The sequence below is a fragment of the Haloarchaeobius caseinilyticus genome (genome assembly GCF_051207395.1).
In the GTDB taxonomy this organism is placed as follows: domain Archaea; phylum Halobacteriota; class Halobacteria; order Halobacteriales; family Natrialbaceae; genus Haloarchaeobius.
Map to the genome: position 1 here is coordinate 1,065,329 of NZ_JBPJZC010000001.1, position 24,411 is coordinate 1,089,739.

Below are 24,411 nucleotides of genomic sequence, written 5' to 3' on the forward strand. Positions count from 1 at the left end.
TCGGTTCCGCGGTCCGTTCAGGGCTGCTGTCCGTTCAGTTCTGCCCGGAGCGTCTCCAGCTCGACCAGTCGCTCAGCGTGTGCGTTGTGCTGGTGGATGGACTCGTCGTTCGACTGCTTCATGTGGACGACGGCGTCGTCCGGCAGGTCGGGGAACGTCTCGACGACGCCTTCGGCCATGGCTCGGACACAGTCCTCGACGAACTTCGCGTCGGCGTGGGCCTCGTAGGTCATGTGGTCTTCGTCGGGGCGCTTCGCGAGGTTGTAGATGCGCGCCGACATGGAGTCGCGGGCGACTTCGACGATGTCCATGAGGTCCACGTCGGGGCTGCCGTTCGACTCGATGGTGATGGTCGCGTGGCCGCGCTGGCTGTGGCCCGGTTGCGGGACACGGTCGAGGAATTCTTCGGCGGTGTCTTCGTCGACGCCGAGGTCGTCCAGCACGCGACGAGCACGGGCGGCGGACATGCCCTGCGAGCAGGGACAGACCGTCATCCCGACGACGTGTGCGCCGATTTCCTCGCGCGTGCCGTCCTCGGTCGCCGTCGCGCTGGCGATGATGTCGACGACGCTCTGGGTCTCCAGTCCAGAGGCGGGCGTCTCCTCGCGCGTGACGAGTTCGGCTTCCATCGACACTTCGGCCTTGCTCGTGTAGTCGTGCTTGGCCAGCAGGCGCTCTGCGGCGTCGCCACAGACGTCTTCGACGCGGAGGACTTCGTCGCGGGTGGCTGCTTCGAGCGTCTCGTCGATGACCTGCATGTTTCGGGACATGTCCGCGCCCTTGCGCCACGACGGCAGGTCGACGAACACCTCGAACTCGGCCATCAGCACGATGGGTCGCTTCCCGTCGCGGTGCAGTTTGACGAGTTTCTCGACCCCTGTGACCCCCACCTGACTCAGCCCGACGGTCACGTCGGGGCTGGACGCTTGCACGTCCGGCAGTTGCTCACTCATTGGTCGAAGGGTAGGAGAGGACCTGATTAGGGCTTTCGAAACTCGGGGGGATTGCCCGTATCGTGTGCTGGAGGTGGTGGTTGCGTGTTTCGTCCGTGTTTGTTCCGACGAACAAGTGGAGAGTTCGTTTCCAATGCTTTTCTCAGCCCTGCTCACAGAGAGTTTGGGCAAAAAAGAGGGACAAGGGAGTTTATAGCGATCCAAATGCCGAGAGAACGACTTAGACGAGGTAGAGTTAACTTTCCTCACAGCAGGATTACTGTCAGGAACTACACGACAGCAGAGACGACGTTGTAAGTCGAAGGGTCGTAAAAGAACTCGATGTGAATCTCGGAGACGGAGAATAATGGCACTAGACTCAATTGCGACGTATGCTCTCTATAGCGAACCAGAAGACAGTCTATTGTGTACCGTCGCTGAGGGACTCCTTAGTTCACATTGGGAACTAAAACGCATCTGGAGTGGCTCAGGGGAGATGATAATTGACCAATTCGATGAGACGCCGAGCAAAGATTCGGTCGTCCAGATACTCACATCCACTGAAAAACCGTTGTTCGTCATTCATAGAGAAAATTTCTCCATTTCGCTCTCCGAGGAGGATGAAATCTCTGGAGACAGTATTTCTATTAGCTATCCTTCAGTATTAGAATTGCGGTGCGACGAAGTCCAGCTGAGGGCCGGTAATCCCGGAATCGAATGGTATCTCGAGTTGGTCGAGACAATCACTCGTACAACAGATCCAGACTACGTGTTTGCGACTCACGCCTGGCCAGACAACAAGAGCGATGTTCCGACACTGGAAGACCTGCAATCTGGGAGAATTCCTGAGGTTCACTGGCTCAACGTCTTCTCGACAGCGACCGTCAACCGTCTGGGTCGGGAGGAAATACTCTCTGCTCCTGCGTGGGAAATCCGAGAGACCGGCTCTGACCACATCATGGTAGTTTCTCAGGATAGCCCGGCCAACCCAACGACAGAGTGGAAGTATGGAAGGGACGAAGTAAAGACTGCACTGTCAGAGGCAGAAATAGACATAAAGGACAGGACACACGAGGGCGAGTGGAGCGAAGCATCAGTCGCAAAGTGGCTCGTTCCGCCCTCAGATACCGAGGATGAGTAGTGGAACACGTGACATCGCTACCTTCGAAGTCGTCTAATTAGACAATGCCCCGGGAACTGATTGGTTGTCTGTCTCGACCAGCAGGTCCCGAACGCCGATTGAAAATTACCGCCTCCGCCACCGCGCCACACCCTCCCCAACCGATTGTGCGCCGAGTGCAGTAGCGACCGGGAAGTTCGGCCCTGTCGCTACTGGACCACCTTCGCGACAGCGCGTGATGAAATAACAAGCAGTTCCTGTCAGTCCAGCTTGTTCAGCGCCTTGAAGAACTCGCTCGGCGGGCCGGCCATCCGGACCGGTTGGTTGGCCCGTTCGACCCGGATGGTTTCGGGTGGTTCGATGACCTGCTGGGCGCGGCCGTCGCTGATGACGTAGGCTGAGTCGGCGTCGTCGACGCGAATTTCGACGACGCTGTCGGCGGCCGAGACGAGCGATGGCATCGACTCGCTGGCGCACATCTCGGTGACGACGACGCCGTCGACTTCCGGGCGGATGAACGGCCCACCCTCGCTCAGGTTGTAGGCGGTGCTGCCCGCGGGGGTCGCGATGAGGACGCCGTCACCCTGGCTTCCAGTGTACAGTTGGCCGTCGACGCGGACTTCGAACGACGCGCCGTTGCCGTGCCCGCGCTGGGGGCCCTGCACGACGATTTCGTTCACGGCCGCGTCGAGTTCCCAGTCGTCGCCGCTGGCTTGCAAGCGCATCATCTCGCGGATGCGCGGGCGGCCGGTCTCGCGGACGTGGGCGACCTCGGACTCGACGGCGGCGAGGGCGTCGTCGGGCGAGACGGCGTTCAGGAAGCCGACTTCGCCGAGGTTCACGCCCATGATGGGCGCGCTGCCGGCCCCGCGGGCCGTATAGAGGAACGTGCCGTCCCCGCCGATGCTCACGACGAGGTCGCACTCGCGCATCGCCGAGGGCGGGACACCGCCGGTGTCGACGTCGATAGCCTCGGCGGTCGCCTCGTCGACGAGGACGCTAACGTCACTCTCACTGAGACTCTCGCATATCTGCTCCGCCAGCTGGGCCGCGCGAGCGTTGTCTTTCTGGGCGACCACTCCGACCTGCATGCCCGTGGCTTCCCGCCACGAGACTAAAAACCCCCCGTCACCGACGGGTGATTCGTCGTGGGCAACAAGCTTCATTTACCAGCGGGGCATCGGTTGCGCTGAACGACCGCCGTGGCCACAGAGCGGCGGCACGACGCGACACCACACTCCAGATGGCAGACTCTCACCGCACCACCGATTCCACCGTCCTGCCCGCTACGCACGAGCGAGGCGGATTCACGACGACGACGGTGACGCGACGCCGTGCAACACGGGGGTGGCCATGAGCGACGACGACTGGTTCGAGCGGGCGATTCGCGAACGCGAGCGAGGAGCAGACGACGCCGGCGGCGCCGGCGAGGACCAGTCAGAGAGTGAGCAGTCAGGCGGCGACCGCCCGTCCGAACGTCCCAGCGAGAAATCACACGAACAGCCTGGAACACCCGCTACGGCCGAAGAAGCGGACGATTCCGAAGCAACCAAAGCAACCGAGGCAACCGAGGCAGCCGAAGCAACCGAAGACGACAGCGGTTCACTGTTCGACGACGACTTCGGCGCGGCCATGGGCGACGTGCAGATGCCCGACTTCGGTGACGACGAAGACGGCTCGGCCGGCCCCCCCGGCCTCGACATGGATGGGAAACTCGACGGCAACGTCGAGGACTTCGGCATGGGTGGTGGCGGCGGATTCGGTGGCGGTGGCGGCTTCGGCGGCGGTATGGACTTCGGCAGCGGCGGCGGCTTCGGCGGCAGCGAGTTCGACAACGACGAGTTCGACTCGGAGTTAGCCCGCATCGACCTCGGTATCGAGGGCCTCGACGAGATGATTCTGGGTGGCGTTCCGGAACGGTCCCTGATGGTCGCCGTCGGTTCCGCCGGGACCGGGAAGACGACGTTCGGACTCCAGTTCCTCGACCACGCGATGCGAAACGGTGAGCGAGGCATCTTCATCACGCTCGAAGAGAGCAGACAGCGAGTCATCGACTCGGCGACGGAGAAAGGCATGCCCTTCGACGAGTACGTCGAGGAGGACTTGCTCGCCGTCGTCGACCTCGACCCGGTCGAGATGGCCAACAGTCTCGGCTCGATTCGCTCCGAGTTGCCACGACTCATCAAGCAGTTCGGCGCGAGCCGACTCGTCTTAGACTCCGTCTCGTTGCTGGAGATGATGTACGACGAGCGGGCGAAGCGGCGCAACGAGATTTACGACTTTACGAAGAGTCTGAAGGAAGCCGGCATCACGACGATGATGACCTCCGAAGCCAGTGAGGATTCGCCCTATGCCTCCCGCCACGGCATCGTCGAGTACCTCACCGACGCCGTGTTCATCCTCCAGTACGTCCGGCCTTCCGACTTTCGCGAGACGCGACTCGCCGTCGAGATTCAGAAGATACGCGACGCGAATCACTCACGCGAGACGAAGCCGTACGAGATTACGGACGAGGGCATCTCAGTCCACCGGCAGGCGAACATCTTCTGAACCGGTGCAGTCGACGCGTCGATTCGCTAACTATCTGGGGTCACTGTCTATCCCACTTCGGCCCTATCTTTCTACTATGGGGGAGAAAGCACGAGCGACGACCTTACTCTCACGGAGTGAACTCGCCGACACACTCAGAGAACTCGCCGACCAGTTCGAGATGGAACGAGACACTGTCACGGTGCCCATCGCCAACGAGACGATGACCGTCCGGCCACAGGGCAGGGTCGGCTACGAAGTGGCCATCGTCGAAGGACAGTCGACACCCGACGGGCCGACGGAGACGCTGGCGCTCGAACTCTCCAGCGCCGGCTGAGAGACGCAATACACGACACGCGATACACAACACACGACACGCTGTCTGCGCGCCCGCACTGGCTGAACACTCGCGTTTTCGAGGATATCGAACACGACCTATTGCTGTTCGGCGCGTAGAACGTGTATGATTGCGTGTGTCGACACTCGCGTACCGACTGTGAACATCGGCAGTGGAGGTGAGTGACGTGGGACTCATCGACTCGCTCGTCGTCTTCTTCGTGAGCTGGCTGGTCGGAACGGTCGGTATCTTCCTCGGTGCGCGCGCCACCTTCGATACCGCCAACGTCTCCTTCGGATACGCGGCGTTGACGGCCGTCATCGGGGCCGTCGTCTGGGGCGTGTTGAGCTTCTTCCTCGGCTGGATTCCGCTCCTCGGACCCGTACTCCTACTGGTCGCGTGGGTCGGCGTCATCAACTGGCGCTACCCGGGCGGGTGGTTCGAAGCGATCATGATCGGTCTCGTGGCGTGGACCGTCGCGATAGTCGTCGTGTTCGTCTTCGGCCTCCTCGGGTGGGTCACGCTCGACGTGTTCGGGATTCCGGGCGTGTAAACGAAGCGGAAAACAGGCTACACTATCCGACTCAGTCGTCGTCGGCTGCGATGCCGTCGGCGGTTGCAGACTCCGATACCGACCCGCTTTCGGGGTCGAACGACTCGAAGTGGAGCACTTCCTCGGTCGGCCGGCGGAACTTCTGTGGCTTCTCCAGGTCGGCAGCGTCGTCTTCGGGGTAGCCGAGCGAGACGAGCATGACGACCTCGTAGTCGTCGGGGATGTCGAACGTCTCGTGGACGGCTTCGTTGTCGAAGCCACCCATCGGACACGAGGCGACGCCTTCGTCCCACGCCGCGTACTGGAGCGTCATCGCGGCGAGTGCCGTGGAGTTCGTCGTCCAGCGAACGCGTTCTTCCTCGGACTGTTCGGCCATGCCTTCGGCCGTCTCGACGAGGTTCGCCTTCGTCTCCTCGTCGGGGATGTAGCCCTTGTCGAGGAAGTCGGCGAAGACGCGCTCAGCGTGCGCCGACGGGTCTTTGTTGCCGAGGATGGCGACCGTCGCGGCGGCGTCCGTGACGTGTTCCTGGTCGTAGGCGCACTCGCGCATCTGTTCGAGTCGGTCGTCGTCCCGGACGACGAGGAACTCCCACGGCTGGAGGTTGTAGCTGGACGGCGCTTCTGTGGCCAGTGATACGATGTTCTCCAGTGTCTCGTCGTCGAGCGGTTCGTCAGAGTACTGGTGGACCGAGCGGCGACTCTCTATCGTCTGCTGGAAGTTCATCGGGGGCCTCTACCGGACTCACAGAAAAGGCAGCCACGGTGGCGGAAGTCTCGTCCGGGTTCGCGCGGGCCGCGCACGCCCGGTACGGGCTGTCTTGGCAAATTTCGCTGCTGTAACACGTTCCTGGCCAGTCGAGTGGTCACCGGACGACCGTCACCGGACAGTCTGCCTGCCGGATGACGGTCTCGGCGACGCTCCCGAGCAGGATTCGCGAGACCCCGGAGCGGCCGTGACTGCCCATCACGATGTGGTCACAGTCGTGCTCGTCGGCGTACTCGACGACCTGTCGGGCGGGGCGGCCGACGACGACCTCGGACTCGACAGTGATACCTTCGGTCGCGGCCCGGGCCTTCGCGTCGTCGAGTCGGACGGTCGCTTCCTCTTGCGCTCGCTCGTACCACTCCTCGGGATAGTTCGGGAGTGAGAGAGTCCGTTTGTAGCCAGCCTCGGCCGGGTCGATGATAGTCAACACTGTCAGCCGTCCCGCGTCGCCGAACTCGCGGAGCGCGAGTTCCAGCGCGTGGTCTGCCTGGGGTGAATCGTCGTAGGCGACGAGGACGTGGTCTGCCATTGGTAATAGATACCGCACGAGGTGGGTTAAAAGGTACCCAAATCCGGAACGAACCGTGTCACTGCGCGGAGATAAACCGGCTCAGCGACCGTGGTTCGTCACACAGGTCGAGAGACCGATACACTCGACGGGTTCGGAGTTGTCGGGCGAGTAGACGACCATCTGGCCCTTCTCCATGTAGGGGACCTTACTCTCCAGATTCGCGGGGATGTTGACGCTCTTGATGGCGTCCTCGTCGCCGAGGTTGAGGACGACCGTGGTGTTGACCTGCTTGAAGACCGGGTCGGCGATGTCCTGCGGGTCCTGCGTGATGAGGAAGAGCCCGAGTCGCTCTTTGCGCCCCTGTTTGGCGGCTTCCGTGAACTTCCCGATGACCTTGCGGGCCTGCACGGTGTCGGCGTCGGTGAGGAAGTTGTGCGCCTCGTCCATCGCCAGCACGACCGGCGTCTCTTTGATGCGGTCGTAGAACGGGTCGTTCGACAGTTTCTCGTCGACGAGCAGGCTGGACAGCGCGAGGACGACGACCTCGGTCGCCCGCGTGTCGTTGACGTGGTACGTCGGAACGACCGTGATGCCGCCGGGCCGGACGAACTCCGAGACGAGTTCGGTGATGGGCTGGGCGGCCTGGTCGAACACGCTCCCGAAGCCGCGAACACGGCGCACGATGGCGTCGAAGGTGGCTTCGTGGACGCGGCCGGATTCGTTTAGTTCCTCCTTGAGTGCCGGGTCGTCGAGGAACGAGAGGAACTGCTCGTAGGTGCCCTCGTTGCCGTGGGTGCGGAAGAACCGTGGCAAGAGTTCGTTCGTCAGCGCGGGGTACTGGTTCTCGTTCAGGCCGCTCCCAGCGACGAGCCACGGGTTCCCGCGAACCATCGAGAACGGGATAGTGAACTCGCGCTGTTCGGCGCGGTGGTGGTCGGCCGCGTAAGAGGAGTCGCCGATTTTCGGAATCAGGGCGAGCGTGTCGTCGACGCCACCGTGGGCGATGTCCTCGCGTTCGAGTTTTCGCGAGAAGTCGTCGGTCATGCCCGGATTGTCGTCGTGCATCTGCGCGTACTCGTCCTGCGGGTCGAAGACGACCATCGCCGGGCGCACGTCGCGGCCGTCTTCCATCGGGTACGAACGTTCCTCGGCGAGGTACTGCCGGAGGATGTTCTTCGCGCCGTGGGTCTTCCCGGACCCGGTCCCGCCGGCGACGAGGGTATGGCGGAACACGAGCGGGTCGCCCGCGTCGTAGTCATCTTTGAGACGGTAGTCGATGGTCGGCGGTTCCGCGTTCGTGCGGACCTTCTCGCCACCGACGGAGAGGTGGCCGAGGAAGACGCCGTCTTCGGGCATCTTCAGGCCTGTCTTGATTTCGGTGGTGTCTGTCGCTTCGCGCACGATGGTCTCCGGTTTCGGCACCCGGTCGACCATCCGGCGCTTCAACTCGCCCCCGTCCTCGAACAGGACGGCCATCGGGTCGAGCGTCGCCATGAACTTGTAGTCGGCCTCGTCGATGCCGTCGCGGCGCATGGCTCTGCGGGCGTGAATCTCGGTCGCGTCGTCGGCGTGGAACGCCTGAGCGTACTCCAGTCCGGTGATTCTGGCGAACAGTTTCTCGCCGTCGGGATAGGGTGCGAGCAGATAGCTGCCGATACGGACGTTCGGCCGGTTGCCCGTCGTCACGTAGGCTCGCAGGCGAGTGTCTTCCTCGCGTTCGGCGATTCGGAGGCCCTCGGAAACGGCCACCGTGCCGATGCCGCGGTCGCTTCCACGCGGAGACACGTCGAGTGTCTCGAAGTCGTCGCTCGCGGCCGTCGCGGCAGTCGCGTCCGATTCGTCGCCTGCGTCCGCACTCGCAGCGGCCGAGTCGTCGCCAGCCGCTGGCGTCGACTCGTCGTCCGCGTCGAAGTCCCCGAAGTCGCCGAGGTCGGTCATACCCGGGCCAATGCAGTGGGTCGTGAAACCGATTTCCCCTCCGGCCGCACCGACGGAGCTATCTCTCTCCCGGCACCGTCCCCGGAGGCCATTTACGTCCACGCTCCCTATTTCGAGTATGTTATTGGTCCGTGGCAGCGCCGCCGGTACCGAGCTGACGGGCACCATCTACGAACGTGGTGAGGATTCGCCACAGTTCCAGGGCGCACCCGACGAGGACGCCGCCTACGTCTGGGTCTGCGATGAGTTCTACGCCGTCGAGAGCGGCGGGTCGGTCCAGGAGGTGAACGGCGAGGAGATTCACGTCGCATTCGAGACGCCGATGCCCCGCGGGTTCGACACCAAAGACCAGGCGGTCACGGCCGCGAAGGAACACCTCCGAACGCAGTTCGCGCGAATCGGCGTCGACCCAGACACGGTCGACATCTCTGTGCAGAAAGCCGAGACAGTCTGATTCCGGCTCGATTCCGGTCCGTTTTCCGACTACTCGCCCCAGCGTGAGTCGTCGTAATCTCGCGTCTGTCTGGCGTCGAACGACTGTTCCAGCGTCTCGCCGAGCGCACGCTTCTCGTCGCGACTGATGCGTGCGAGTTCGTCGGCCTTGGCGACGGCCCGCGGCGGACCGCCTTCGGCGGCGATTTCTTGGAGGGCGTACAGTCGGAGGTCCTCGCGTGTTTCCTCGTCTTTCGTCACGGCGTAGGGCGCTTCGAGGCGGTAGACGAGGTCCTCTCGCGGGTCGTAGATGACGCAGAAGGTGACCTCGTACTCGGCCGCGTCCATGCGGCGGTCGACCCCGAGGGCGTCGCCAGCCGACGACAGCGGGTGGTCTGCCCCGCCGCGGGAGACGAACCAGTTCGTGCAGGTGAGCGCGCTCGTGTCGCGCTCCCAGCGCTCCGCGTCGTGGTCGAACTCGCCGCGTTCGAGGATTCGTGCGAAGAAGGCCGTGTCGTTCACCCACGGCGCGTGCCCGCCCTTTTTGCGGACTGCCCGGGTGAGAATCGTCGCGGCGGGGTTCTTCACGAAGCCACACAGTGGCACGTCTCGCGCGACGAACGTCTCGACTAGTTCGACGTAATTCTCGACGACCTCTTCGACCTGCTGCTCCTCTTCGAGCAGCGCCGCGAGTTCGGGGTGTCGGTCGGCCCACTTGAACAACCCTTTCGGGTAGAGTGGGCCGTCCAGAATCAGCAGGTCGTCGACGACCTCGGCCTGCGTGAGCGCGTGTTTCGACTCGGCGAGGTAGAGCGCCAGTGCGTGGACGACGCCCTCGACGAACCGATTCACGTGCGGGGCCTGGCGAATCTGCGAGCGGATGTACCCCTCGTCGGCCATGGCCCAGTCGGACTCGTCCATGTCGACCGTCGCGTCGTTCGTGTGGACGGTCATCACGAGCGTTCGTGCCCGGTGCAAGCCGAGGTCAGACGGTGTCGACGACATGGCTGCCTGTGCGATGTCGAGCACCAGTCCGTTCGTGAACGTCGTCGGGTTGATGGTCCCCGAGTCGAGGCCGTGGACCGTCTCGTACGGTACCTCGGCCAGCGCCACGTCTTCGACCGGCGCGACGTGGCGACCCTGTTCGTCGATAGGTTCCAGTAGCCGTGTTCCATCCACGACGAGTGGGTCGAGGAAGTCGGCCCACACCGTCTGTGCGAAGTCCCGGTGGTCCTCTTCGTCCACGTCGTATCGGATGCGACGCGCCAACTGCGCGATGCCCTCGAAGTGGACCGGGTCCAGCGTCATACCCCGACTCTCACTTCGCTTCCCGAAAAAGCCGACGGTTAACTCGATTCCGAAATAAGATTTTTCAAGAAATTTATACGTCTGGGCCGTGAAGCCCGAAACGATGCGGGAAACCGCCGAGACGAACTCCCCCGAGACCGAGCCGACGTACGACTGGACGCGGACCGACGACGGCGTGCGTATCCACGACCCCGAGAACCCCGACGCGTGGGTCCAGATGTCCTTCGAAGCGGGCGTGCCGCCGGAGAAGCGCCTGTTCATGGTTTGTGACGACTGTGGTGCCGTCGCGGCCCAGCGGACCCGACCCGGCACCATCTCCATCTGCGGCGAGTGCGACGCGTCGTTCGAACTGGAGTGAGCGACACGAGTTTTACGGGTTTTCGAACCGGTGATAGATTCTTCTGTGACAGTCTTGTATCGGTACGCGATGGTCTCGCACTCCACCACCGAGGACCTCGACCTCGACCCACCGGACTATCCCAAAATCTGTCTCGTCAACCGGGACCGACCGGAACTGTGTCTCAGTGCCGAGGTCACGGACGACACCGGTGAACTGGTCGCCTCCTACGAAGGGCGGCTGTACCCGTATCGGAGCGTCACGCTTGCGTGGGTACCACCGGACCAAAGGTACCGAATATCGGTCGAGTACGACGACGAACACCACGAGGCGGAGTGGAACCCCGAAGAACGGAGCGACGGGACGCACGATACCTTGTTCGTGCAGGTCATCGACGGAGAGTTCACCAGTAACGGTATTCGGTTCAAGTGACCGCTGGCGCGGTGTCTCAGTCGCATTTTGCGGTTCGACAGCGCTGACACAGCCGGTCTGGCGCGCGCTGACTCCCGTGCCGAAGGCCGGGAGTCGTAGTCGCGCGAGGGATGAGCACCGCAGCGAAGCGAGGAGCGAAATCGGTTGGGGAGGGTGTGGCTGCGGTCATGTTCCATCGGCGATAGTGAACTGCTCCCCAGCACCAACACTGCCAGCGACGACGACGGCACCAGCCGCCACAGCAACGACCGGCCGAACTCACGAAGATAGTTTACTTCAGACGTAAACCATCGAACGGACCGGACATACGGAAAATCATCGCCCCGAACGAACCTTTCTTGGCACCGACCCCCGACTCCACAGACATGAACGCGGCACTCGTCATCCTCGACGGCTGGGGCCTGAACGACGACCCGGGCGACCACCGGGACGCGGTTGCAGCGGCCCACACGCCCGTCTTCGACCGACTCACACGGACCGGCGCGGTCGGTCGCCTCACGGTCTCCGGCCGGCGCGTCGGCCTGCCCGACGGCCAGATGGGCAACTCGGAGGTCGGCCACTTGAACATCGGCGCGGGGCGCGTCGTGTTGCAGGAGTACACCCGTATCGAGGACGCGGTTTCGGACGGCTCGTTCTTCGACAACGACGCGCTGAACTCGGCGTTCGATTACGCCGACGAGCACGACGGTCGGGTCCACTTCATGGGCCTCGTGAGCGACGGCGGCGTCCACTCCGCACTGACGCACCTGTACGCGCTCATCGAACTCGCGGCCGAGCGTGAGGTGCCGGCGGTGACGCACGCCTTCACCGACGGGCGTGACACCGCGCCGGAGAGCGGCGAAGGCTTCCTCGCGGACCTCGACGCACACGTCCAACAGTACGGAACCGGCGACGTGGCGACCGTCTGCGGCCGGTACTACGCGATGGACCGCGACGAGAACTGGGAGCGAACGCGGCAGGCCTACGACGCCATCGTCGAGCGCGACGCACCGCACCACGCCGAAAGCGCCGTCGAAGCCGTGACCGAGAGCTACGACCGCGGCGACACCGACGAGTTCGTCGAGGCGACGACGGTCGGCGACCACGACGGGCTGAAGGAGGGTGACGCCATCGTCTTCTTCAACTTCCGCTCCGACCGCGCGCGCCAACTCGTCCGAATGCTCGGGGGCATCGACGCGCTCGACGACTGGCCCGAACCACCAGAGACCAGACTCGTGACGATGACCGAGTACGACAAGACGTTCGGCCTGCCCGTCGCGTTCGAGCCGAATCAGCCCGAGGACACGCTCGGCGAAGTCCTCTCGGAAGCGGGCAAGACCCAACTCAGGATGGCCGAGTCCGAGAAGTACCCGCACGTCACGTACTTCCTGAACGGCGGCCGTGAGGTCGAGTTCGAGGGCGAGCGCCGCGAAATCATCCCGAGTCCGGACGTGGCGACCTACGACGAGCAGCCGGAGATGAGCGCGAAGCAACTGACCGAGACCGCCATCAGTATCATCGAGAAAGAGGACCCCGACGTGCTGGTGCTCAACTACGCGAACCCGGACATGGTCGGCCACACGGGCGATTACCGCGCCGCCGTCGAGGCCGTGGAGACGGTCGACACGCAACTTGGGCGGCTCGAAAGCGTGGTCAAGTTGGCTGGCGGGCACCTGCTCGTCACGGCCGACCACGGCAATGCCGACGACATGGGCACCGAAGAGAGTCCGCACACGGCGCACACCTACAACGATGTCCCATTCATCTACGAGACGCCCGACGGCGACGCTGGCGGAAAAGTCGTCCGCGAAGGCGGCTCGCTCTGTGACATCGCGCCGACGCTGCTGTCACTGGTCGGGGTTCCGAAGCCCGACGCGATGACGGGCGAAAATCTGCTACGAGACGAGTAGGACGTCCTGCGAGTCGTTACTGAAACTGGTCTCTCTGTACGCTCTCTTCGTCGTCTTCACCGTCGCCGTTCTCGCCGTCCTCGCCGTCGCCACCGTCCATTCCTTCACCGTCACCGTTCTCACCGTCTTCGCCGTCGCCGCCTTCCATGCCTTCTCCATCGCCGTCTTCGCCGTCTTCTCCGTCTTCACCGGGCCCGGTGCAGCCGGCGACGAGCGCGAGCAATGTGGGTGCCGAACCAGCCAGAAGCTTGCGGCGGGAGTACCGTCGGTCCATACTCGAACATCGCAGGCTGGCGAGGTAAATTCGAGGGCAAGGTGTTTGGCCTTCGGGGCCACGACCACTGACCGATTCGTCACGGTCAGTCGGACGGTTCACTCGTCATCCCCGTGGCAGGTGCGAGCGTGACTCGTGCAGCCACGAGAGCCGTGAGTCCGACCAGCACGACACCAGCCACGCCCAGCGCCAGATACGTCGAGATATCGGCGACGCGCCCGACGGCCACGCCGAACGGGATGGCGACGACGGCGTTCACCATCGAGACGCCGGAGAGGACCGTCGCCCGACCGGCCGTCTCGACGCGGTCGTTGACGAACTGGGTCGCGATGGTGTTCGTCGGCGAGGTCACGGCACGGACCGCGACGAACGCCGGGAACGCGGCGAGCGGGGCGGCGAGGACGAGGGCGAGCGAGACGCCGAGCAGGGCAGGCGCGAGGGTCAGCCAGCCGGCGACGCCGAAGCGGTCGCGAAGCCACTCGGCGCGGTAGCTGGCACCCGCAGCGAGCAGGGTGAACCCGCCGTAGAGCCAGCCGAGCCACGCCTCTGGGACGCCCAGGTCGACCACGACTGGCTGCGTGAGCCGACTGACCGACGTGGCCACCGCGAGAACCACGGCGACCCAGAGTACGAACGCCCGGAGGTCGGTCGAGAGCAGTCGCTCACGCAGAACCGGGAGCGCGTCGGCCGCCGTGATTCGGTCGTCGTCCGCGACCGAGACTTTGGGGAACGTCACGAGGACGACGACGCCGACCAGCCAGAGCGCGCCGGTCGCGTAGAACGGCCAGCGGAGGTTCGCCGCGCCGAGGTAGCCGCCGACGACTGCGCCGAGCGCACCGCTCGCGAGCGTGAGCGACTGACCGCGGCCGCGGACCCCGGCGAAGGCGTCGGAGTCGTCGCGCCGGTCGAGTGTCTCGTAGAGCCACGCGTCGGTGCTGCCAGACTGGAGCGTCGACCCGAGCGCCCAGAGCAGGTAGATGCCCGCGAGCGCCCAGAAGGTGCCCGAGGCACCCATGGCGACGACGGCGACCGCCCGGAGCGCGTTGCCGACGACGAGGCTGTTCTTCCAGCCGACGCGGTCTCCGACGTAGCCCGTCGGAATCTCGCCGAGCGTGATCCCGACCCACCAGATGGCGTCTAAGACCATTATCTCGGTGAAGTTCAGGCCGTTCGCGCGGAGGAAGAGAACCCAGATAGGGACCGAGAGCCCGGCCGACGCTGTCGCCTTGTAGGCGTAGTACTTCAGAACCGGTGGGGAGGGCGGGGACCAGTGCACGCTCGAAGCCTCTCGGTCTTCGCCAAAAGGCGTTCCCTGAAACGGAATATTGTTTGGGGCCTGTTACTTCAGCGGATGAGTCGGGACGACTCGTCGAGACCGGTCCGAAACGCCGACACGATTTTGAGTGCCGCGAAGGCGAGTGCCAGCAGCAAGAGTACTGGCAGGAACAGTGCCACGGGCGTGGCCTCTCGTGCGAGTTCGGACACATACAGACTCACTGTGAGGTCGAGCAGCACGACCGCGACGGCACCGACGACCAGCCAGACAGCACCGAGTCGGACTGCGTGGCGCCGACCCTCGCCACGGAACACGTCGAATCCGCGAAACTGGACGTCGACGGCGAGCGATGCCGTGTACAGCGCGACGACGATAGCGAGGAGTCGGCCAAGACCGACCGCGATGGCACTGCTCGGAACCGCAGCGGGAAGCAAGTTGGCGACGACACCTGCCGCACCGACGAGGCTCTGATAGACGAGCGGTGCGACGAGGAGGAGGGCGCCGGCCGAGACCGCAAAGACGCGAGCGGCTTTCGACCAGTCGGTGGCGGACATGCATCCGCTTTGGAACCGCGCATCGATAAAATGTTCGTATTTGGACTAATTTGGGTCGATATCGAGAAAAATCACCAGACACGAACGTTCCAAGATGCAACTATTTCATTCTCCAGTTCGGAACGAATAGTCCAGACTCGCCGCAGAGTGGGTCAGACTCCCCATCGAGATGATGTCCACCCCAGTCGTCGCGTAGTCGGGGACCGTCGCCAGCGTGATGTCGCCGGAGGCCTCCGCGAGCACGCCACTGGGCAGCAGGTCGACGGCTTCTGTCGTCGTTTCGGGGCGCATGTTGTCGAGCAGGACGATATCTGCGCCGGCCTCGGCCGCCTTCGGGGCGTCTTCTGGCTCCTCGACTTCGACCTCTATCTTCGTCGCGAACGAGACACGCTCGCGGAAGTGAGAAATCGCGCCGTCGAGTCCCATCTCGGCGACGTGGTTGTCCTTCACCATGACCATGTGCGAGAGGTCGAGGCGGTGCGTGTCGCCGCCACCGGCGACCACGGCACGTTTCTCGATGCCGCGAAGTCCGGGCGTGGTCTTGCGCGTCGCCGCGATTCGCACGTCGTCGTCGACTTCGCGCGCCGCGTCGACCGCTTTGCGGGTTCGCGTGGCGACACCTGAGGCGTGGCCGACGACGTTGACCGCGATGCGCTCGGCCCGGAGTACGTCTCGTGCCGCACCGTCGACGCGGAGAACCACGTCCCCGGCGTCGATTCGGTCGCCGTCCTCGACGGTTTCGGTCACGTCGACGCCGACGTAGTCGAACACGCGGCGAGCAGCGTCCATCCCGGCGACGACGCCGGCTTCCTTGGCGACGAGTCGGCCAATCGTCTCGCCGGGCACGTCGTTCGTCACGTCGTGGTGGCCGAGGTCCTCGCGGAACCAGTTCTCGACCTGTGAATCGTGAATCATGCGTTAGTCGTCCGCGGGCGGTTTCGCCCCGGGTTCTTCGGCGTCTGCGTCGTCCAACACGAAGTGACAGCCGACGCTCTCCTCGTTCTGGGCGGCGGCCCGCGCGACGAGCAGCGCGGTCACGCTCGCGTGGCGCAGTTCGTACAGGTCGCGCGCAGTGCGGGTGCGGCTGTAGGCGTCGACTTCGCCCTTCAGTCGCCGGAGGACGGCCTGCGCGCGGCCGAGTTCGCGCGTGTCGCGCCGGAGACCGACCCGTTCGCTCATCACGCGGCGCAGGCGGTGGAACTTCTCGGCGGCGAAGCGCGGCGGCAGGTCCGGGTCGCTGTCCAGCAGTTCGGGTGCTTCGACCGGTTTCGGGTCGACACCGACCGCGTCCTCACCGGCTCGGAGGCCCCAGACGAGTCCTTCGAGCAGACTCGTGCTGGCGAGTCGGTTCGCACCGTGGACACCGGTTCGGGCGCACTCGCCGACGGCGTACAGTCGGTCGAGCGTCGTCTTTCCGTCGTGGTCCACGTCGATGCCGCCGCAGAGGAAGTGTTCGCAGGGCGCGACCGGAATGCCGGCTTCCCAGTCCACGTCGCGCTCCTCGCACTTCGCGGCGAGGTCCGGGAACTCCACTTCGAAGGCTTCGTCGAGCGTCGACACGTCGAGCGTGACCTCGCCCGTCGCGTCGATTTCGTCCTGCACAGCGCGGGCGACCACGTCGCGCGGCGCGAGTTCGGCGTCCGGGTGGTACTCGGGCATGAATCGCTCACCCGCGGCGTTTCGGAGGAGACCGCCTTCTCCCCGAACTGCCTCGGAGAGAAGGAAGGGGTCCTCACCTGCAAATGCGGTCGGGTGGAACTGCACGAACTCCATGTCTGCCACGTCTGCACCGGCGAGTGCAGCCATGGCGATGCCGTCGCCGGTCGAACCGCTTGGGTTCGTACTCCGGTCGAACAGGTCGCCGATGCCACCGGTTGCGAGAATCGTCGTCCCCGCGAACACCGGTTCGCCGGTTTTCTCGGTGTCGACCATCGCGCCGTGGACTCTTCCCTCGTGGGTGATGAGTTCGAGCGCGGCGGTGTCTTCCAGAATCTCCACGGACTCGTGCCCGTCGAGGTAGTTGAGGAACGGCCGCAGGATGTGCTTGCCCGTCGAGGCGTCGACGTGCAGGATGCGCTTTTCGGAGTGGGCGGCCTCGCGCGTGTAGTCGAACTCGTGGGTATCGGCGTCGGCGTCGAATTCGACGTCGAGCGTGTCGACGAGCACGTCTTCGACCGCGGCGTCGGCGTTTTCTACCAAAACATCGACTGCGGCCTCGTCAGCCGTGTGGGCGCTGGCTGCGACGATGTCGCGTTTGAACTGTACTGGGTCGGTTCCAGTCGTGGAGATGCCACCCTGCGCCCAGTCCGAGGAGGCGTCTTCGGGCCGCTTCGCCTTCGTGACGACGAGGACGTTCGCGCCCTGCCGGGCCGCACCGAGTGCGGCCGCACAGCCGGCGATGCCGGTGCCGACGACGAGGACTTCGGTCTGTTCCATGAGTCAGACCTCCAGCATTCGGTCGAGTGCGACTTTCGCCAGTTCCTTCTCCTCCGGCGCGACCTCGATGACGTTGCGCTCGCGCCCCTCGACCAGTTCTTCGAGCACCCACGTCAGGTAGTTGGGGTCGATTTGGCGCATCGCGTTGCAGTCCATGCAGGCGTCGCCACACAGTGGCAGGACGTTCACCTCGGGGTGCCAGCGCTGGAGGTGCTGAGTCAGGTGAATCTCGGTGCCGATGGCCCACGTGTCGCCCGGGTCTGCGTTCTCGATGGTCTCGCAGATGGCTGCCGTGGAGCCAGACACGTCGGCAGCTTCGACGACCTCGCGGCGGCACTCGGGGTGGACGATGACCTGTGCGTCGTCGTATTGCTCGCGGACCTGTTCGATGTGGTCGACGCGGAAGCGCTCGTGAACCTGGCAGTAGCCGTCCCAGAGGATGATGTCCGATTCGGCGACCTCTTCGGCGTCTTTGCCCTCGGGGTCCCACGGGTCCCACTTCGCGATGCGGTCTTCCATCCCCATCTGGTAGGCCGTGTTCTCGCCGAGGTGTTTGTCGGGGAGGAACAGCACCTTGTCACCCTTCTCGAAGGCGTACTCGAACGCGCGGTGGGCGTTCGACGAGGTACAGACCAGCCCACCTTGTTCGGCACAGAACGCCTTCAGGTCGGCGTAGCTGTTCATGTACGTGATGGGGATGATGGTCGAATCCGGCGCGGCGCTCGTAATCTCTTCCCACGCGGCGTCGACCTGCAGCGCCTCGGCCATCCCGGCCATCGGGCACGAGGCCTCCATCGACGGGAGGATGACGGTCTGGTCGTCGTCGGTGATGATGTCGGCCGATTCGGCCATGAACGTCACCCCGCCGAAGACGACGTATTTCGCGTCGGCGTTCGCGGCCTCGACGCTCAGCTGATACGAGTCGCCGATGAAGTCGGAGTGCTCGACGATTTCGCGGCGCTGGTAGTTGTGGCCGAGGATGACGAGGTCGTCGCCGAGTTCGGCTTTCGCGGCCTCGATGCGGTCGGTCCGTTCGTCTTCCGTAAGTTCGCGGTACTCCGGCGGCAGCTGTTCCAAGTTGTCGTACTTGAACAGACTCAGCTCCGTCTCGAAGTTCGCAGTTTCCATCTTTGGCACGATGTAGGCACCTGTAGTTATCTGCCACTCCGAAGCCCATATTGAAGAAATTTTCTCTTCGATACGACTTACTGGTGGAATACTACTCGTGAATTTCCGATAGCAGGTTCGGGACGCCGACAATCAGCAATATCGTCCTCGAATCGTTTGTGCTGGCGCGGGTCGTACAGAATCAAAGTCACACGGACGACTCTGCAAGGGTTCACCCGGCGAGTGTAGCGCGACGCGACGGCGCAGCGACGGAGCGTCGACCTCCCGTGCTCGGCGTCGAAAAGAGTACCAGCAGAGATTTCGTTGGCGTGTCGCCGACGATTACGGCTGTCTTCGCCAGCAACCGCAACGCTCAGACGCTGGCGTCGTACACGACCTCGCCGTCGACGACCGTCATCGCTACGTCGATGTCGCGAATCGCGTCCTCGTTCTCCCACGGCGACTCGTCCAGCACGACGAGGTCGCCCAGCTTGCCCGCCTCAATCGTCCCGAGCCTGTCCTCCGCGAAGCCCGCGTACGCACCACCGAGGGTGTACGCCCGGATAGCCTCGGTCACCGTGAGGCGCTGGCTCGGTTCCGGCGCGTTTACCGCGTGGTGGATACCGAGGAGCGGTCCCATCGGCATCACGTCGCTGGAAAACGCGAGGTTTACGCCCGCGTCGAGCAGGTCGCGGTAGCGATTCGTCTGTTTGCGCCGCTCGCTCCCGAGTCGGTGGTCGTACAGGCCGTCCTCGCCGGCCCACTGGAGGAAGTTCGGCTGGCAGGAGGCGATGATGCCGGTGTCGGCGAAGCGGTCGATGTGCTCGTCGGTGACCAGTTCGACGTGTTCGACGCGGTGACGTGACTCGCCAGGATTTCCGGTCTCCTCGAAGGCGTCGAGCGTCGCCGTGATGGCCTCGTCGCCGATGGCGTGGACGGTTAGCTGGAAGCCCGCATCGTCGGCCTCGCGCGCGATGTCGTCCAGTTCGTCGGGGTCGACGACCCACGTGCCGGTCTCCTCGGAATCGTCGGCGTAGGGTTCGGAGAGCTTCGCGGTCCGGCCGCCGAAGCTCCCGTCGGTGAACGACTTGATGGCTCCCGTCTCGACCTTCATGCAGCCGTGGTTCGTCCGGAGGCCAGCCTCGCGCACCGCACCGAGGTGGTCGCTCCAGTAGTTGATTCGCACTCGCAAATCGAGGTCGCCGGCGGCCGCCATCTCGCGGTACACCCGCGGGGCGTGGCTCTGGCGAACCATGTCGTGAACGCCGGTCACGCCGCGTTCGACCGCGAACGACTGTGCCGCGGCGAGCAGTTCGCTCGTCTCCTCGGGGTCAGGTTCGATGGCGTCCCACACCGGTTCGATGGCGTCTTCGACGACGACACCCGTCGGTTCGCCGTCGTCGGTCTGCACGTCCTCGTCGGGCATCTCGTCGCGGAGCATCGAGAGCGCGACCGAGTTCAGGGTTGCTGTGTGCATGTCGACGCGAATCGCCGCGACGGGCCGCTCCCCGCTCACTTCGTCGAGGTCGTCCCGGGTGAGGTAGCGGTCGTCGTCCCAGCCGGATTCGTCCCAGCCGAAGCCGAGTATCCACTCGCGGTCGTCGTGGGCGTCACTGGCGAGTATATCGGTCGCGTGGTCGGGTGAGTCGGCCTGGCTCAGGTCGGCGTGGACTTGATACTGGCCGAGTTCTCGCATGTGGGTGTGCGCGTCGACGAAGCCGGGCAGGACGACCCGCCCGCCGCAGTCGACCACGTCCGTCTCGACGCCGACGAGGAAGTCGACCTCGAACTCGTCGTCCACCCGGACGATGTGGCCGTCGCGAATCGCGACCGCCTCTCGTGTCTCGTCCGGGTCCGTAAGCGTGTGGACCCGCGCGTTCGTCAGCACGAGGTCCGCCGGTGCCGTCATACTTCGACAGGTGATTCGCGGGTGGGTAAACGTTTGGATGGGGCCGGCGACACCAATCGGTGTGTCGACGTTCAAGTAGGAAAGCGCAGCCACGGTCGGTGTGTCCTGACGAACTGCCGCCGGGCGGCCAGCGGGTGTGCGACACACCGCTCGGCGAGTCGAGCGTGTCGCCTGTCCGCAACACAGTGCGCTCCAGTGCACTCCTCAGGTGCACGCTTTAGCCTGCTCAGTTCGGTTCCTGGTCGCCTGGCTCCCGTTCACTCCCCTCGCCGAACCACTCTGTCGACGGCGGGAGGTAGCCCGCGACGACGAACGCCGCGAGCGTCAGGTACCCGGCGAGACCGCCCCACAGCACCGAGAAGACGACTGCCGGAGCGACGAACGCGCCGACGAGCGCGAGGACGACGGTCGCACCGACCGCGACCGGCCTGACGCTCGGCAGCGTCCAGAGTCGGCGTACGAGGTCGGCACGGAACGCGAGAACGACTTCGAGGACTAGCGCACCGCCGAACGCGGCGAGCAAGAGCGGCGTCGACACGTCGACGTCCGCGGCGAAGCCGATGGGGACGACGAGCGCCAGCGTCAGCGCTGCGAGGACAGCGTCGTCGGCACCAGACCCTCTCTTCATCACCTTAGTCGAGGTAGCCGGTCAGGATAAAACCGAGGCCGAGGAACCAACAGCCGACCGCCACGAGGACGACCGCCCAGTGGAAGACGAGGGCGGCCCCTGAGAGCGTCGTTGGTGACGCGACCGCGGCGGTCACCAGTCGGTCCACGGTCGCTGCTGGGGTGAGTGGGCCAGTCGAACCAGCGACGGCGATGGCGCCAGTTCCGACTGCGACGAGGCCCGCGACGAGCGCGAGTGCTGCACCACCTCGTTCCGCGAGCCAGCCGACTCGCTCGACAGGGTGGCTGGCGAGCGACAACTGAAACGGTGGTCGACTGGCTGCCATGCCAACACATAACGTTCTCCAGCGGCTTAACTACCGGGCGTACCTGTCGCTCTCGTTTTCGTTTCTGACTGAGAGGAGCGTCGTGCTGCCGGAACGTCGGTATCGTCGTCGATAGCGGAGGTAGTCTGTTCGCGTCTACCGGAAAATCTGTGCGCCCTGTCCGATGCTGGTCTGGTACGCTCGCGCGTCGACGCCATGGGACTCGAACGCATCGAGCATGGCGCTCGCGACCGCCCGCCGGTCGTCCGGCGAGCGACAGATGGCGAGGACGCCCGGGCCAGCGCCGCTGACCGTGACCCCGGTCGCACCGGCCTCGCTCGCGGCCGTCGTCGCGGCGTCGTAGCCCGTGATGAGGTCAGCTCTGGCCGGCGTAACGACCGCCTCTTCCAGCCCGCGACCGACGAGTTCTGGGTCGTTTCGCGTCATTCCGACGGTGAGCGTCGCGGCGCTACCGACAGTGTCGACCATCTCCGACATCGAGACGGTCTCGGGGACGACCTTTCGAGCGTCACGCGTCGAGACGACGAGGTCCGGCAGGCACGCGACTAACGGGAGCGACGCGTCGACCTGCGTGACGCCGTCGTCGCGGGCGATGGTGAAGCCGCCAAGGATGGCCGGCGCGACGTTGTCGGCGTGGGCCGCACCGGAGACGACCGCTTCGCCTTCGGCCGCGACGTGAACCAGTTCCTCGCGCGTGAGACCGCGGTCGTACAGTTCGCTGAGTGCGACTGCGGCGGCGGCCGCGCTGGCGGCCGACGAGCCGAGGCCGGACGCCGGTCGAACGCCCTTGTCGATGCAGATTCGCGCGGGTGCGTCGAGTTCTGCGGCGACGACGCCCGCGGTGTTCTGGGTTGGGTCTTCCGGGATGTACTGGCTGCCGGCACCGGACACCTCGATAGTGGTCTCGTCGGCCCGCTCGACGCGGACGACGTCTGCTGGCGCGTCGAGGGCCAGCCCGAACACGTCGAACCCACTCCCGAGGTTCGCGCTCGTAGCCGGTGCACGGACGGTGAGCATGCCACCGAATTGGCTCAGTCCGTGTAAAAAACTAGCGAACGACGCGGCTTTCGCGCACGCGGTTGCGGTGACTATCCGGCCGTGTCGGTTATCACGTCGAAGCGCGCACCGTCGTCCTCGTTCTCACCGGGATAGACCGCCCAGCCGTGGCTGTCGGCGATGGACGCGACGATAGCCAGTCCGAGGCCGGTGCCTGTCTCGCTCCCGGTGACGCCAGACTCGAAGACGTTCTCGCGGAGGTGCTCGGGGAGGCCGACGCCATCGTCTGCGACGTAGAACCCACGGCCGTCGTCGCGGACGCCGACCGAGACGGTCAGTGGTTCGGCCCCGCCATCGGTCGCAGGATGGGACGGTGGTACTGCTTGGCCGTGTTCTATCGAGTTGCGAAACAGGTTCTCGAACAGACGGAGGATGCGGCCACGGTCGGCCTCGACCTGCGTTTCTCCGCCTAGTTCGAGCGTCACGTCTTCGGCGTCGATGCTCTCCCATGCGCGGGCCGCTGCCGTCTGCACCGAGACGGGTTCGGTCTCGCCGAGGTCGCCGCCGTCGCGGGCCAGCGCGAGCAGGTCGTCGACGATTGCTTCCATGCGGTCGTGTGCGCGGACGACGCTATCGTAGTGGACTGACTGGCCTGTCTCGCGATAGAGGTCGAGGTAGCCTTCGGCGGCACCGAGCGGATTCCGCAGGTCGTGACTGACGACGCTCGCGAACTGGTCGAGGCGTTCGTTCTGTCGACGGAGTTCGCGCTCGCGCCGGACCCGGTCGGTCACGTCGCGGAAAACCACGAGCGTCCCGATGACGCGCTGGCCGTCGGTGAGGTCGGTCCGGGTCCGCTCGAAGTGGCGGTCCGCGCCGTCGTCGGTGACGGTGACCAGCGCCTCGTCGCTGTCGTCCTCGCCGCCAGTATCGAACGGAACGGCGGCGACCCTCGTGGCACAGTGGCCGACCGGCGCGGTCGTGAACAGCGCACTGGCTGCGGGGTTGCTGTCCAGCACGCGACCGTCCGGGTCGAGGACGACCGCCGGGTCGACCATCTGTTCGAGGGCCGTTCGGCGCGCGATTGGCGCGAGCGAGAGGAGTCGGTGCCTGCGGACCGACCACGCGACGGCCGCCGCAGTGACGGCGAAGCCGAAGGCGGTCAAGTTGAACTCGCGAAGCGGCGTCGGCCCGACGAGATACACGCCGCTGGCGACGAACGGAGCGAGCGACCCGACGAGCAGCCCGAGCGTCTGTCGGCGATAGAGACCGACCGACCCGGCGTAGGCGCGGACGAGCAGCGAAGTTGCGGCGAGCACGAGCGCGTAGGAGTAGGCGACGAACGCGTAGAAGGCGACGCCGTGCTCGTTGACGAGAACTGGGACTGGCCCGTCGGTCGCCAGTGACGCACTGGGCCAGAATTGGTGATGGAACGAGTTCGTGAAGACGACCACCGGAGTCAACACGGCACCGGCGACGATCAGTCCCCAAACTGCCCGCGGGACTCCGTCGTACCGCGTGAAACGGACGGTGTAGCAGAACCAGAGCCCCGGTACCGCGGCCATTCCGAGGTACTGCGCCATGTTCCACAGCACCTTGGCGTCGTAGACACCGGCTGTATCGGGTCCAGTGATTGCGAGTTCGACCGCGTACGTGAGCATCATCACGCTCACGGCGACGAGCAACGCGGCGGCGACGCGGGACCCTGGAACGTGTGCGTACCGTTCTCGTCTGCTGAGGACAGCGAGGGCGACGACGAGTTGGACACCGGCACCGAACAAGAGCGGCACGGCCAGCAGCGTCCACTGTAAGCCCATAGACTCGA

25 protein-coding genes are annotated in these 24,411 nt (G+C 64.8%); 8 read left to right on the plus strand and 17 right to left on the minus strand.

Going from position 1 to position 24,411, the window contains the following annotated elements; genetic code table 11:
* Positions 1–17: 17 nt before the first annotated feature.
* Positions 18–953 carry a GTP cyclohydrolase MptA gene (gene mptA / locus ACSC1P_RS05660; protein ID WP_435359156.1) on the minus strand — a complete coding sequence of 312 codons (936 nt, stop codon included), beginning with the start codon at positions 951–953 and terminating at the stop codon, positions 18–20.
* A gap of 475 nt (positions 954–1,428) precedes the next feature.
* On the opposite strand from mptA, the gene ACSC1P_RS05665 reads away from it, so the two are divergent.
* Entirely contained in the window at positions 1,429–2,073 is a 645-nt protein-coding gene (locus tag ACSC1P_RS05665) for a hypothetical protein (RefSeq protein ID WP_435359157.1), read from the plus strand.
* 239 nt (positions 2,074–2,312) lie between these two features.
* Here the strand turns inward: ACSC1P_RS05665 and ACSC1P_RS05670 are convergent, their stop codons facing one another.
* Positions 2,313–3,143, minus strand: coding sequence for an NAD(+)/NADH kinase (locus ACSC1P_RS05670; protein WP_435359158.1), 831 nt, complete (start codon positions 3,141–3,143; stop codon positions 2,313–2,315).
* A gap of 262 nt (positions 3,144–3,405) precedes the next feature.
* On the opposite strand from ACSC1P_RS05670, the gene ACSC1P_RS05675 reads away from it, so the two are divergent.
* From ACSC1P_RS05675 to ACSC1P_RS05685, 3 genes are all read left to right on the plus strand, one after another.
* Positions 3,406–4,602, plus strand: coding sequence for a KaiC domain-containing protein (locus tag ACSC1P_RS05675; RefSeq protein WP_435359159.1), 1,197 nt, complete (start codon positions 3,406–3,408; stop codon positions 4,600–4,602).
* 76 nt (positions 4,603–4,678) lie between these two features.
* Entirely contained in the window at positions 4,679–4,918 is a 240-nt protein-coding gene (locus ACSC1P_RS05680; protein WP_435359160.1) for an amphi-Trp domain-containing protein, read from the plus strand.
* Between the two features lie 187 nt (positions 4,919–5,105).
* Positions 5,106–5,471, plus strand: a complete 366-nt coding sequence (locus tag ACSC1P_RS05685) for a hypothetical protein (RefSeq protein WP_435359161.1) — start codon at positions 5,106–5,108, stop codon at positions 5,469–5,471.
* Positions 5,472–5,502: 31 nt separating this feature from the next.
* On the opposite strand, the gene ACSC1P_RS05690 is transcribed toward ACSC1P_RS05685, so the two are convergent.
* From ACSC1P_RS05690 to ACSC1P_RS05700, 3 genes are all read right to left on the minus strand, one after another.
* The gene (locus tag ACSC1P_RS05690) at positions 5,503–6,195 is read right to left on the minus strand and encodes a nitroreductase family protein (protein ID WP_435359162.1); all 693 of its coding nucleotides are present in this window, start codon (positions 6,193–6,195) and stop codon (positions 5,503–5,505) included.
* Positions 6,196–6,334: 139 nt separating this feature from the next.
* Positions 6,335–6,766, minus strand: a complete 432-nt coding sequence (locus tag ACSC1P_RS05695) for a universal stress protein (protein WP_435359163.1) — start codon at positions 6,764–6,766, stop codon at positions 6,335–6,337.
* Positions 6,767–6,847: 81 nt separating this feature from the next.
* The gene (locus ACSC1P_RS05700; RefSeq protein ID WP_435359164.1) at positions 6,848–8,686 is read right to left on the minus strand and encodes an ATP-binding protein; all 1,839 of its coding nucleotides are present in this window, start codon (positions 8,684–8,686) and stop codon (positions 6,848–6,850) included.
* Positions 8,687–8,804: 118 nt separating this feature from the next.
* On the opposite strand from ACSC1P_RS05700, the gene ACSC1P_RS05705 reads away from it, so the two are divergent.
* On the plus strand, positions 8,805–9,140 hold the full coding sequence (locus ACSC1P_RS05705) for a DUF7113 family protein (RefSeq protein ID WP_435359165.1): 336 nt from the start codon (positions 8,805–8,807) through the stop codon (positions 9,138–9,140).
* A gap of 29 nt (positions 9,141–9,169) precedes the next feature.
* Here ACSC1P_RS05705 and ACSC1P_RS05710 read toward each other — a convergent pair whose 3' ends face one another.
* Positions 9,170–10,426 (minus strand): DNA double-strand break repair nuclease NurA, encoded by a 1,257-nt coding sequence (locus ACSC1P_RS05710; RefSeq protein WP_435359166.1) that lies wholly within the window; start codon positions 10,424–10,426, stop codon positions 9,170–9,172.
* Between the two features lie 103 nt (positions 10,427–10,529).
* Between ACSC1P_RS05710 and ACSC1P_RS05715 the strand changes: the two genes are divergently transcribed.
* From ACSC1P_RS05715 to gpmI, 3 genes are all read left to right on the plus strand, one after another.
* Positions 10,530–10,784, plus strand: coding sequence for a DUF7331 family protein (locus ACSC1P_RS05715; protein WP_435359167.1), 255 nt, complete (start codon positions 10,530–10,532; stop codon positions 10,782–10,784).
* 69 nt (positions 10,785–10,853) lie between these two features.
* Complete coding sequence (locus ACSC1P_RS05720) at positions 10,854–11,195, plus strand: hypothetical protein (RefSeq protein WP_435359168.1); 342 nt, start codon at positions 10,854–10,856, stop codon at positions 11,193–11,195.
* A gap of 365 nt (positions 11,196–11,560) precedes the next feature.
* A complete protein-coding gene (gpmI, locus tag ACSC1P_RS05725; protein WP_435359169.1) occupies positions 11,561–13,084 on the plus strand; it encodes a 2,3-bisphosphoglycerate-independent phosphoglycerate mutase in 1,524 nt (507 codons plus the stop codon).
* Between the two features lie 16 nt (positions 13,085–13,100).
* Here the strand turns inward: gpmI and ACSC1P_RS05730 are convergent, their stop codons facing one another.
* The 11 genes from ACSC1P_RS05730 to ACSC1P_RS05780 form a co-directional block, all read right to left on the minus strand.
* A complete protein-coding gene (locus tag ACSC1P_RS05730; RefSeq protein WP_435359170.1) occupies positions 13,101–13,358 on the minus strand; it encodes a hypothetical protein in 258 nt (85 codons plus the stop codon).
* Between the two features lie 85 nt (positions 13,359–13,443).
* Positions 13,444–14,634, minus strand: a complete 1,191-nt coding sequence (locus tag ACSC1P_RS05735) for an MFS transporter (RefSeq protein WP_435359171.1) — start codon at positions 14,632–14,634, stop codon at positions 13,444–13,446.
* Positions 14,635–14,702: 68 nt separating this feature from the next.
* Positions 14,703–15,188, minus strand: a complete 486-nt coding sequence (locus ACSC1P_RS05740) for a hypothetical protein (protein ID WP_435359172.1) — start codon at positions 15,186–15,188, stop codon at positions 14,703–14,705.
* Positions 15,189–15,293: 105 nt separating this feature from the next.
* On the minus strand, positions 15,294–16,103 hold the full coding sequence (nadC, locus tag ACSC1P_RS05745) for a carboxylating nicotinate-nucleotide diphosphorylase (protein ID WP_435359173.1): 810 nt from the start codon (positions 16,101–16,103) through the stop codon (positions 15,294–15,296).
* A gap of 3 nt (positions 16,104–16,106) precedes the next feature.
* Entirely contained in the window at positions 16,107–17,624 is a 1,518-nt protein-coding gene (locus tag ACSC1P_RS05750) for an L-aspartate oxidase (RefSeq protein WP_435359174.1), read from the minus strand.
* Positions 17,625–17,627: 3 nt separating this feature from the next.
* Positions 17,628–18,761: a quinolinate synthase NadA gene (gene nadA, locus ACSC1P_RS05755; protein WP_435359175.1), complete on the minus strand. Its 1,134-nt coding sequence runs from the start codon at positions 18,759–18,761 to the stop codon at positions 17,628–17,630.
* A 343-nt stretch (positions 18,762–19,104) separates the two neighbouring features.
* Positions 19,105–20,640, minus strand: a complete 1,536-nt coding sequence (locus tag ACSC1P_RS05760) for an amidohydrolase (protein WP_435359176.1) — start codon at positions 20,638–20,640, stop codon at positions 19,105–19,107.
* Positions 20,641–20,866: 226 nt separating this feature from the next.
* Positions 20,867–21,268 carry a hypothetical protein gene (locus ACSC1P_RS05765; RefSeq protein WP_435359177.1) on the minus strand — a complete coding sequence of 134 codons (402 nt, stop codon included), beginning with the start codon at positions 21,266–21,268 and terminating at the stop codon, positions 20,867–20,869.
* Positions 21,269–21,272: 4 nt separating this feature from the next.
* Positions 21,273–21,593, minus strand: coding sequence for a hypothetical protein (locus ACSC1P_RS05770; protein ID WP_435359178.1), 321 nt, complete (start codon positions 21,591–21,593; stop codon positions 21,273–21,275).
* Between the two features lie 135 nt (positions 21,594–21,728).
* On the minus strand, positions 21,729–22,610 hold the full coding sequence (locus ACSC1P_RS05775) for a homoserine kinase (protein WP_435359179.1): 882 nt from the start codon (positions 22,608–22,610) through the stop codon (positions 21,729–21,731).
* 71 nt (positions 22,611–22,681) lie between these two features.
* On the minus strand, positions 22,682–24,403 hold the full coding sequence (locus tag ACSC1P_RS05780; protein WP_435359180.1) for a histidine kinase N-terminal 7TM domain-containing protein: 1,722 nt from the start codon (positions 24,401–24,403) through the stop codon (positions 22,682–22,684).
* Between the last annotated feature and the right edge of the window lie 8 nt (positions 24,404–24,411).

Coding starts and splice junctions, on each gene's coding strand:
- mptA (WP_435359156.1), bottom strand. CDS start 953: ATGAGTGAGCAACTGCCGGACGTGCAAGCGTCCAGCCCCGACGTGACC.
- ACSC1P_RS05690 (WP_435359162.1), bottom strand. CDS start 6,195: ATGAACTTCCAGCAGACGATAGAGAGTCGCCGCTCGGTCCACCAGTAC.
- ACSC1P_RS05710 (WP_435359166.1), bottom strand. CDS start 10,426: ATGACGCTGGACCCGGTCCACTTCGAGGGCATCGCGCAGTTGGCGCGT.
- ACSC1P_RS05700 (WP_435359164.1), bottom strand. CDS start 8,686: ATGACCGACCTCGGCGACTTCGGGGACTTCGACGCGGACGACGAGTCG.
- ACSC1P_RS05705 (WP_435359165.1), top strand. CDS start 8,805: ATGTTATTGGTCCGTGGCAGCGCCGCCGGTACCGAGCTGACGGGCACC.
- ACSC1P_RS05740 (WP_435359172.1), bottom strand. CDS start 15,188: ATGTCCGCCACCGACTGGTCGAAAGCCGCTCGCGTCTTTGCGGTCTCG.
- ACSC1P_RS05695 (WP_435359163.1), bottom strand. CDS start 6,766: ATGGCAGACCACGTCCTCGTCGCCTACGACGATTCACCCCAGGCAGAC.
- ACSC1P_RS05750 (WP_435359174.1), bottom strand. CDS start 17,624: ATGGAACAGACCGAAGTCCTCGTCGTCGGCACCGGCATCGCCGGCTGT.
- ACSC1P_RS05775 (WP_435359179.1), bottom strand. CDS start 22,610: ATGCTCACCGTCCGTGCACCGGCTACGAGCGCGAACCTCGGGAGTGGG.
- ACSC1P_RS05675 (WP_435359159.1), top strand. CDS start 3,406: ATGAGCGACGACGACTGGTTCGAGCGGGCGATTCGCGAACGCGAGCGA.
- nadC (WP_435359173.1), bottom strand. CDS start 16,103: ATGATTCACGATTCACAGGTCGAGAACTGGTTCCGCGAGGACCTCGGC.
- ACSC1P_RS05765 (WP_435359177.1), bottom strand. CDS start 21,268: ATGAAGAGAGGGTCTGGTGCCGACGACGCTGTCCTCGCAGCGCTGACG.
- ACSC1P_RS05780 (WP_435359180.1), bottom strand. CDS start 24,403: ATGGGCTTACAGTGGACGCTGCTGGCCGTGCCGCTCTTGTTCGGTGCC.
- ACSC1P_RS05715 (WP_435359167.1), top strand. CDS start 10,530: ATGCGGGAAACCGCCGAGACGAACTCCCCCGAGACCGAGCCGACGTAC.
- gpmI (WP_435359169.1), top strand. CDS start 11,561: ATGAACGCGGCACTCGTCATCCTCGACGGCTGGGGCCTGAACGACGAC.
- ACSC1P_RS05680 (WP_435359160.1), top strand. CDS start 4,679: ATGGGGGAGAAAGCACGAGCGACGACCTTACTCTCACGGAGTGAACTC.
- ACSC1P_RS05720 (WP_435359168.1), top strand. CDS start 10,854: ATGGTCTCGCACTCCACCACCGAGGACCTCGACCTCGACCCACCGGAC.
- ACSC1P_RS05670 (WP_435359158.1), bottom strand. CDS start 3,143: ATGCAGGTCGGAGTGGTCGCCCAGAAAGACAACGCTCGCGCGGCCCAG.
- ACSC1P_RS05760 (WP_435359176.1), bottom strand. CDS start 20,640: ATGACGGCACCGGCGGACCTCGTGCTGACGAACGCGCGGGTCCACACG.
- ACSC1P_RS05730 (WP_435359170.1), bottom strand. CDS start 13,358: ATGGACCGACGGTACTCCCGCCGCAAGCTTCTGGCTGGTTCGGCACCC.
- ACSC1P_RS05770 (WP_435359178.1), bottom strand. CDS start 21,593: ATGGCAGCCAGTCGACCACCGTTTCAGTTGTCGCTCGCCAGCCACCCT.
- ACSC1P_RS05665 (WP_435359157.1), top strand. CDS start 1,429: ATGATAATTGACCAATTCGATGAGACGCCGAGCAAAGATTCGGTCGTC.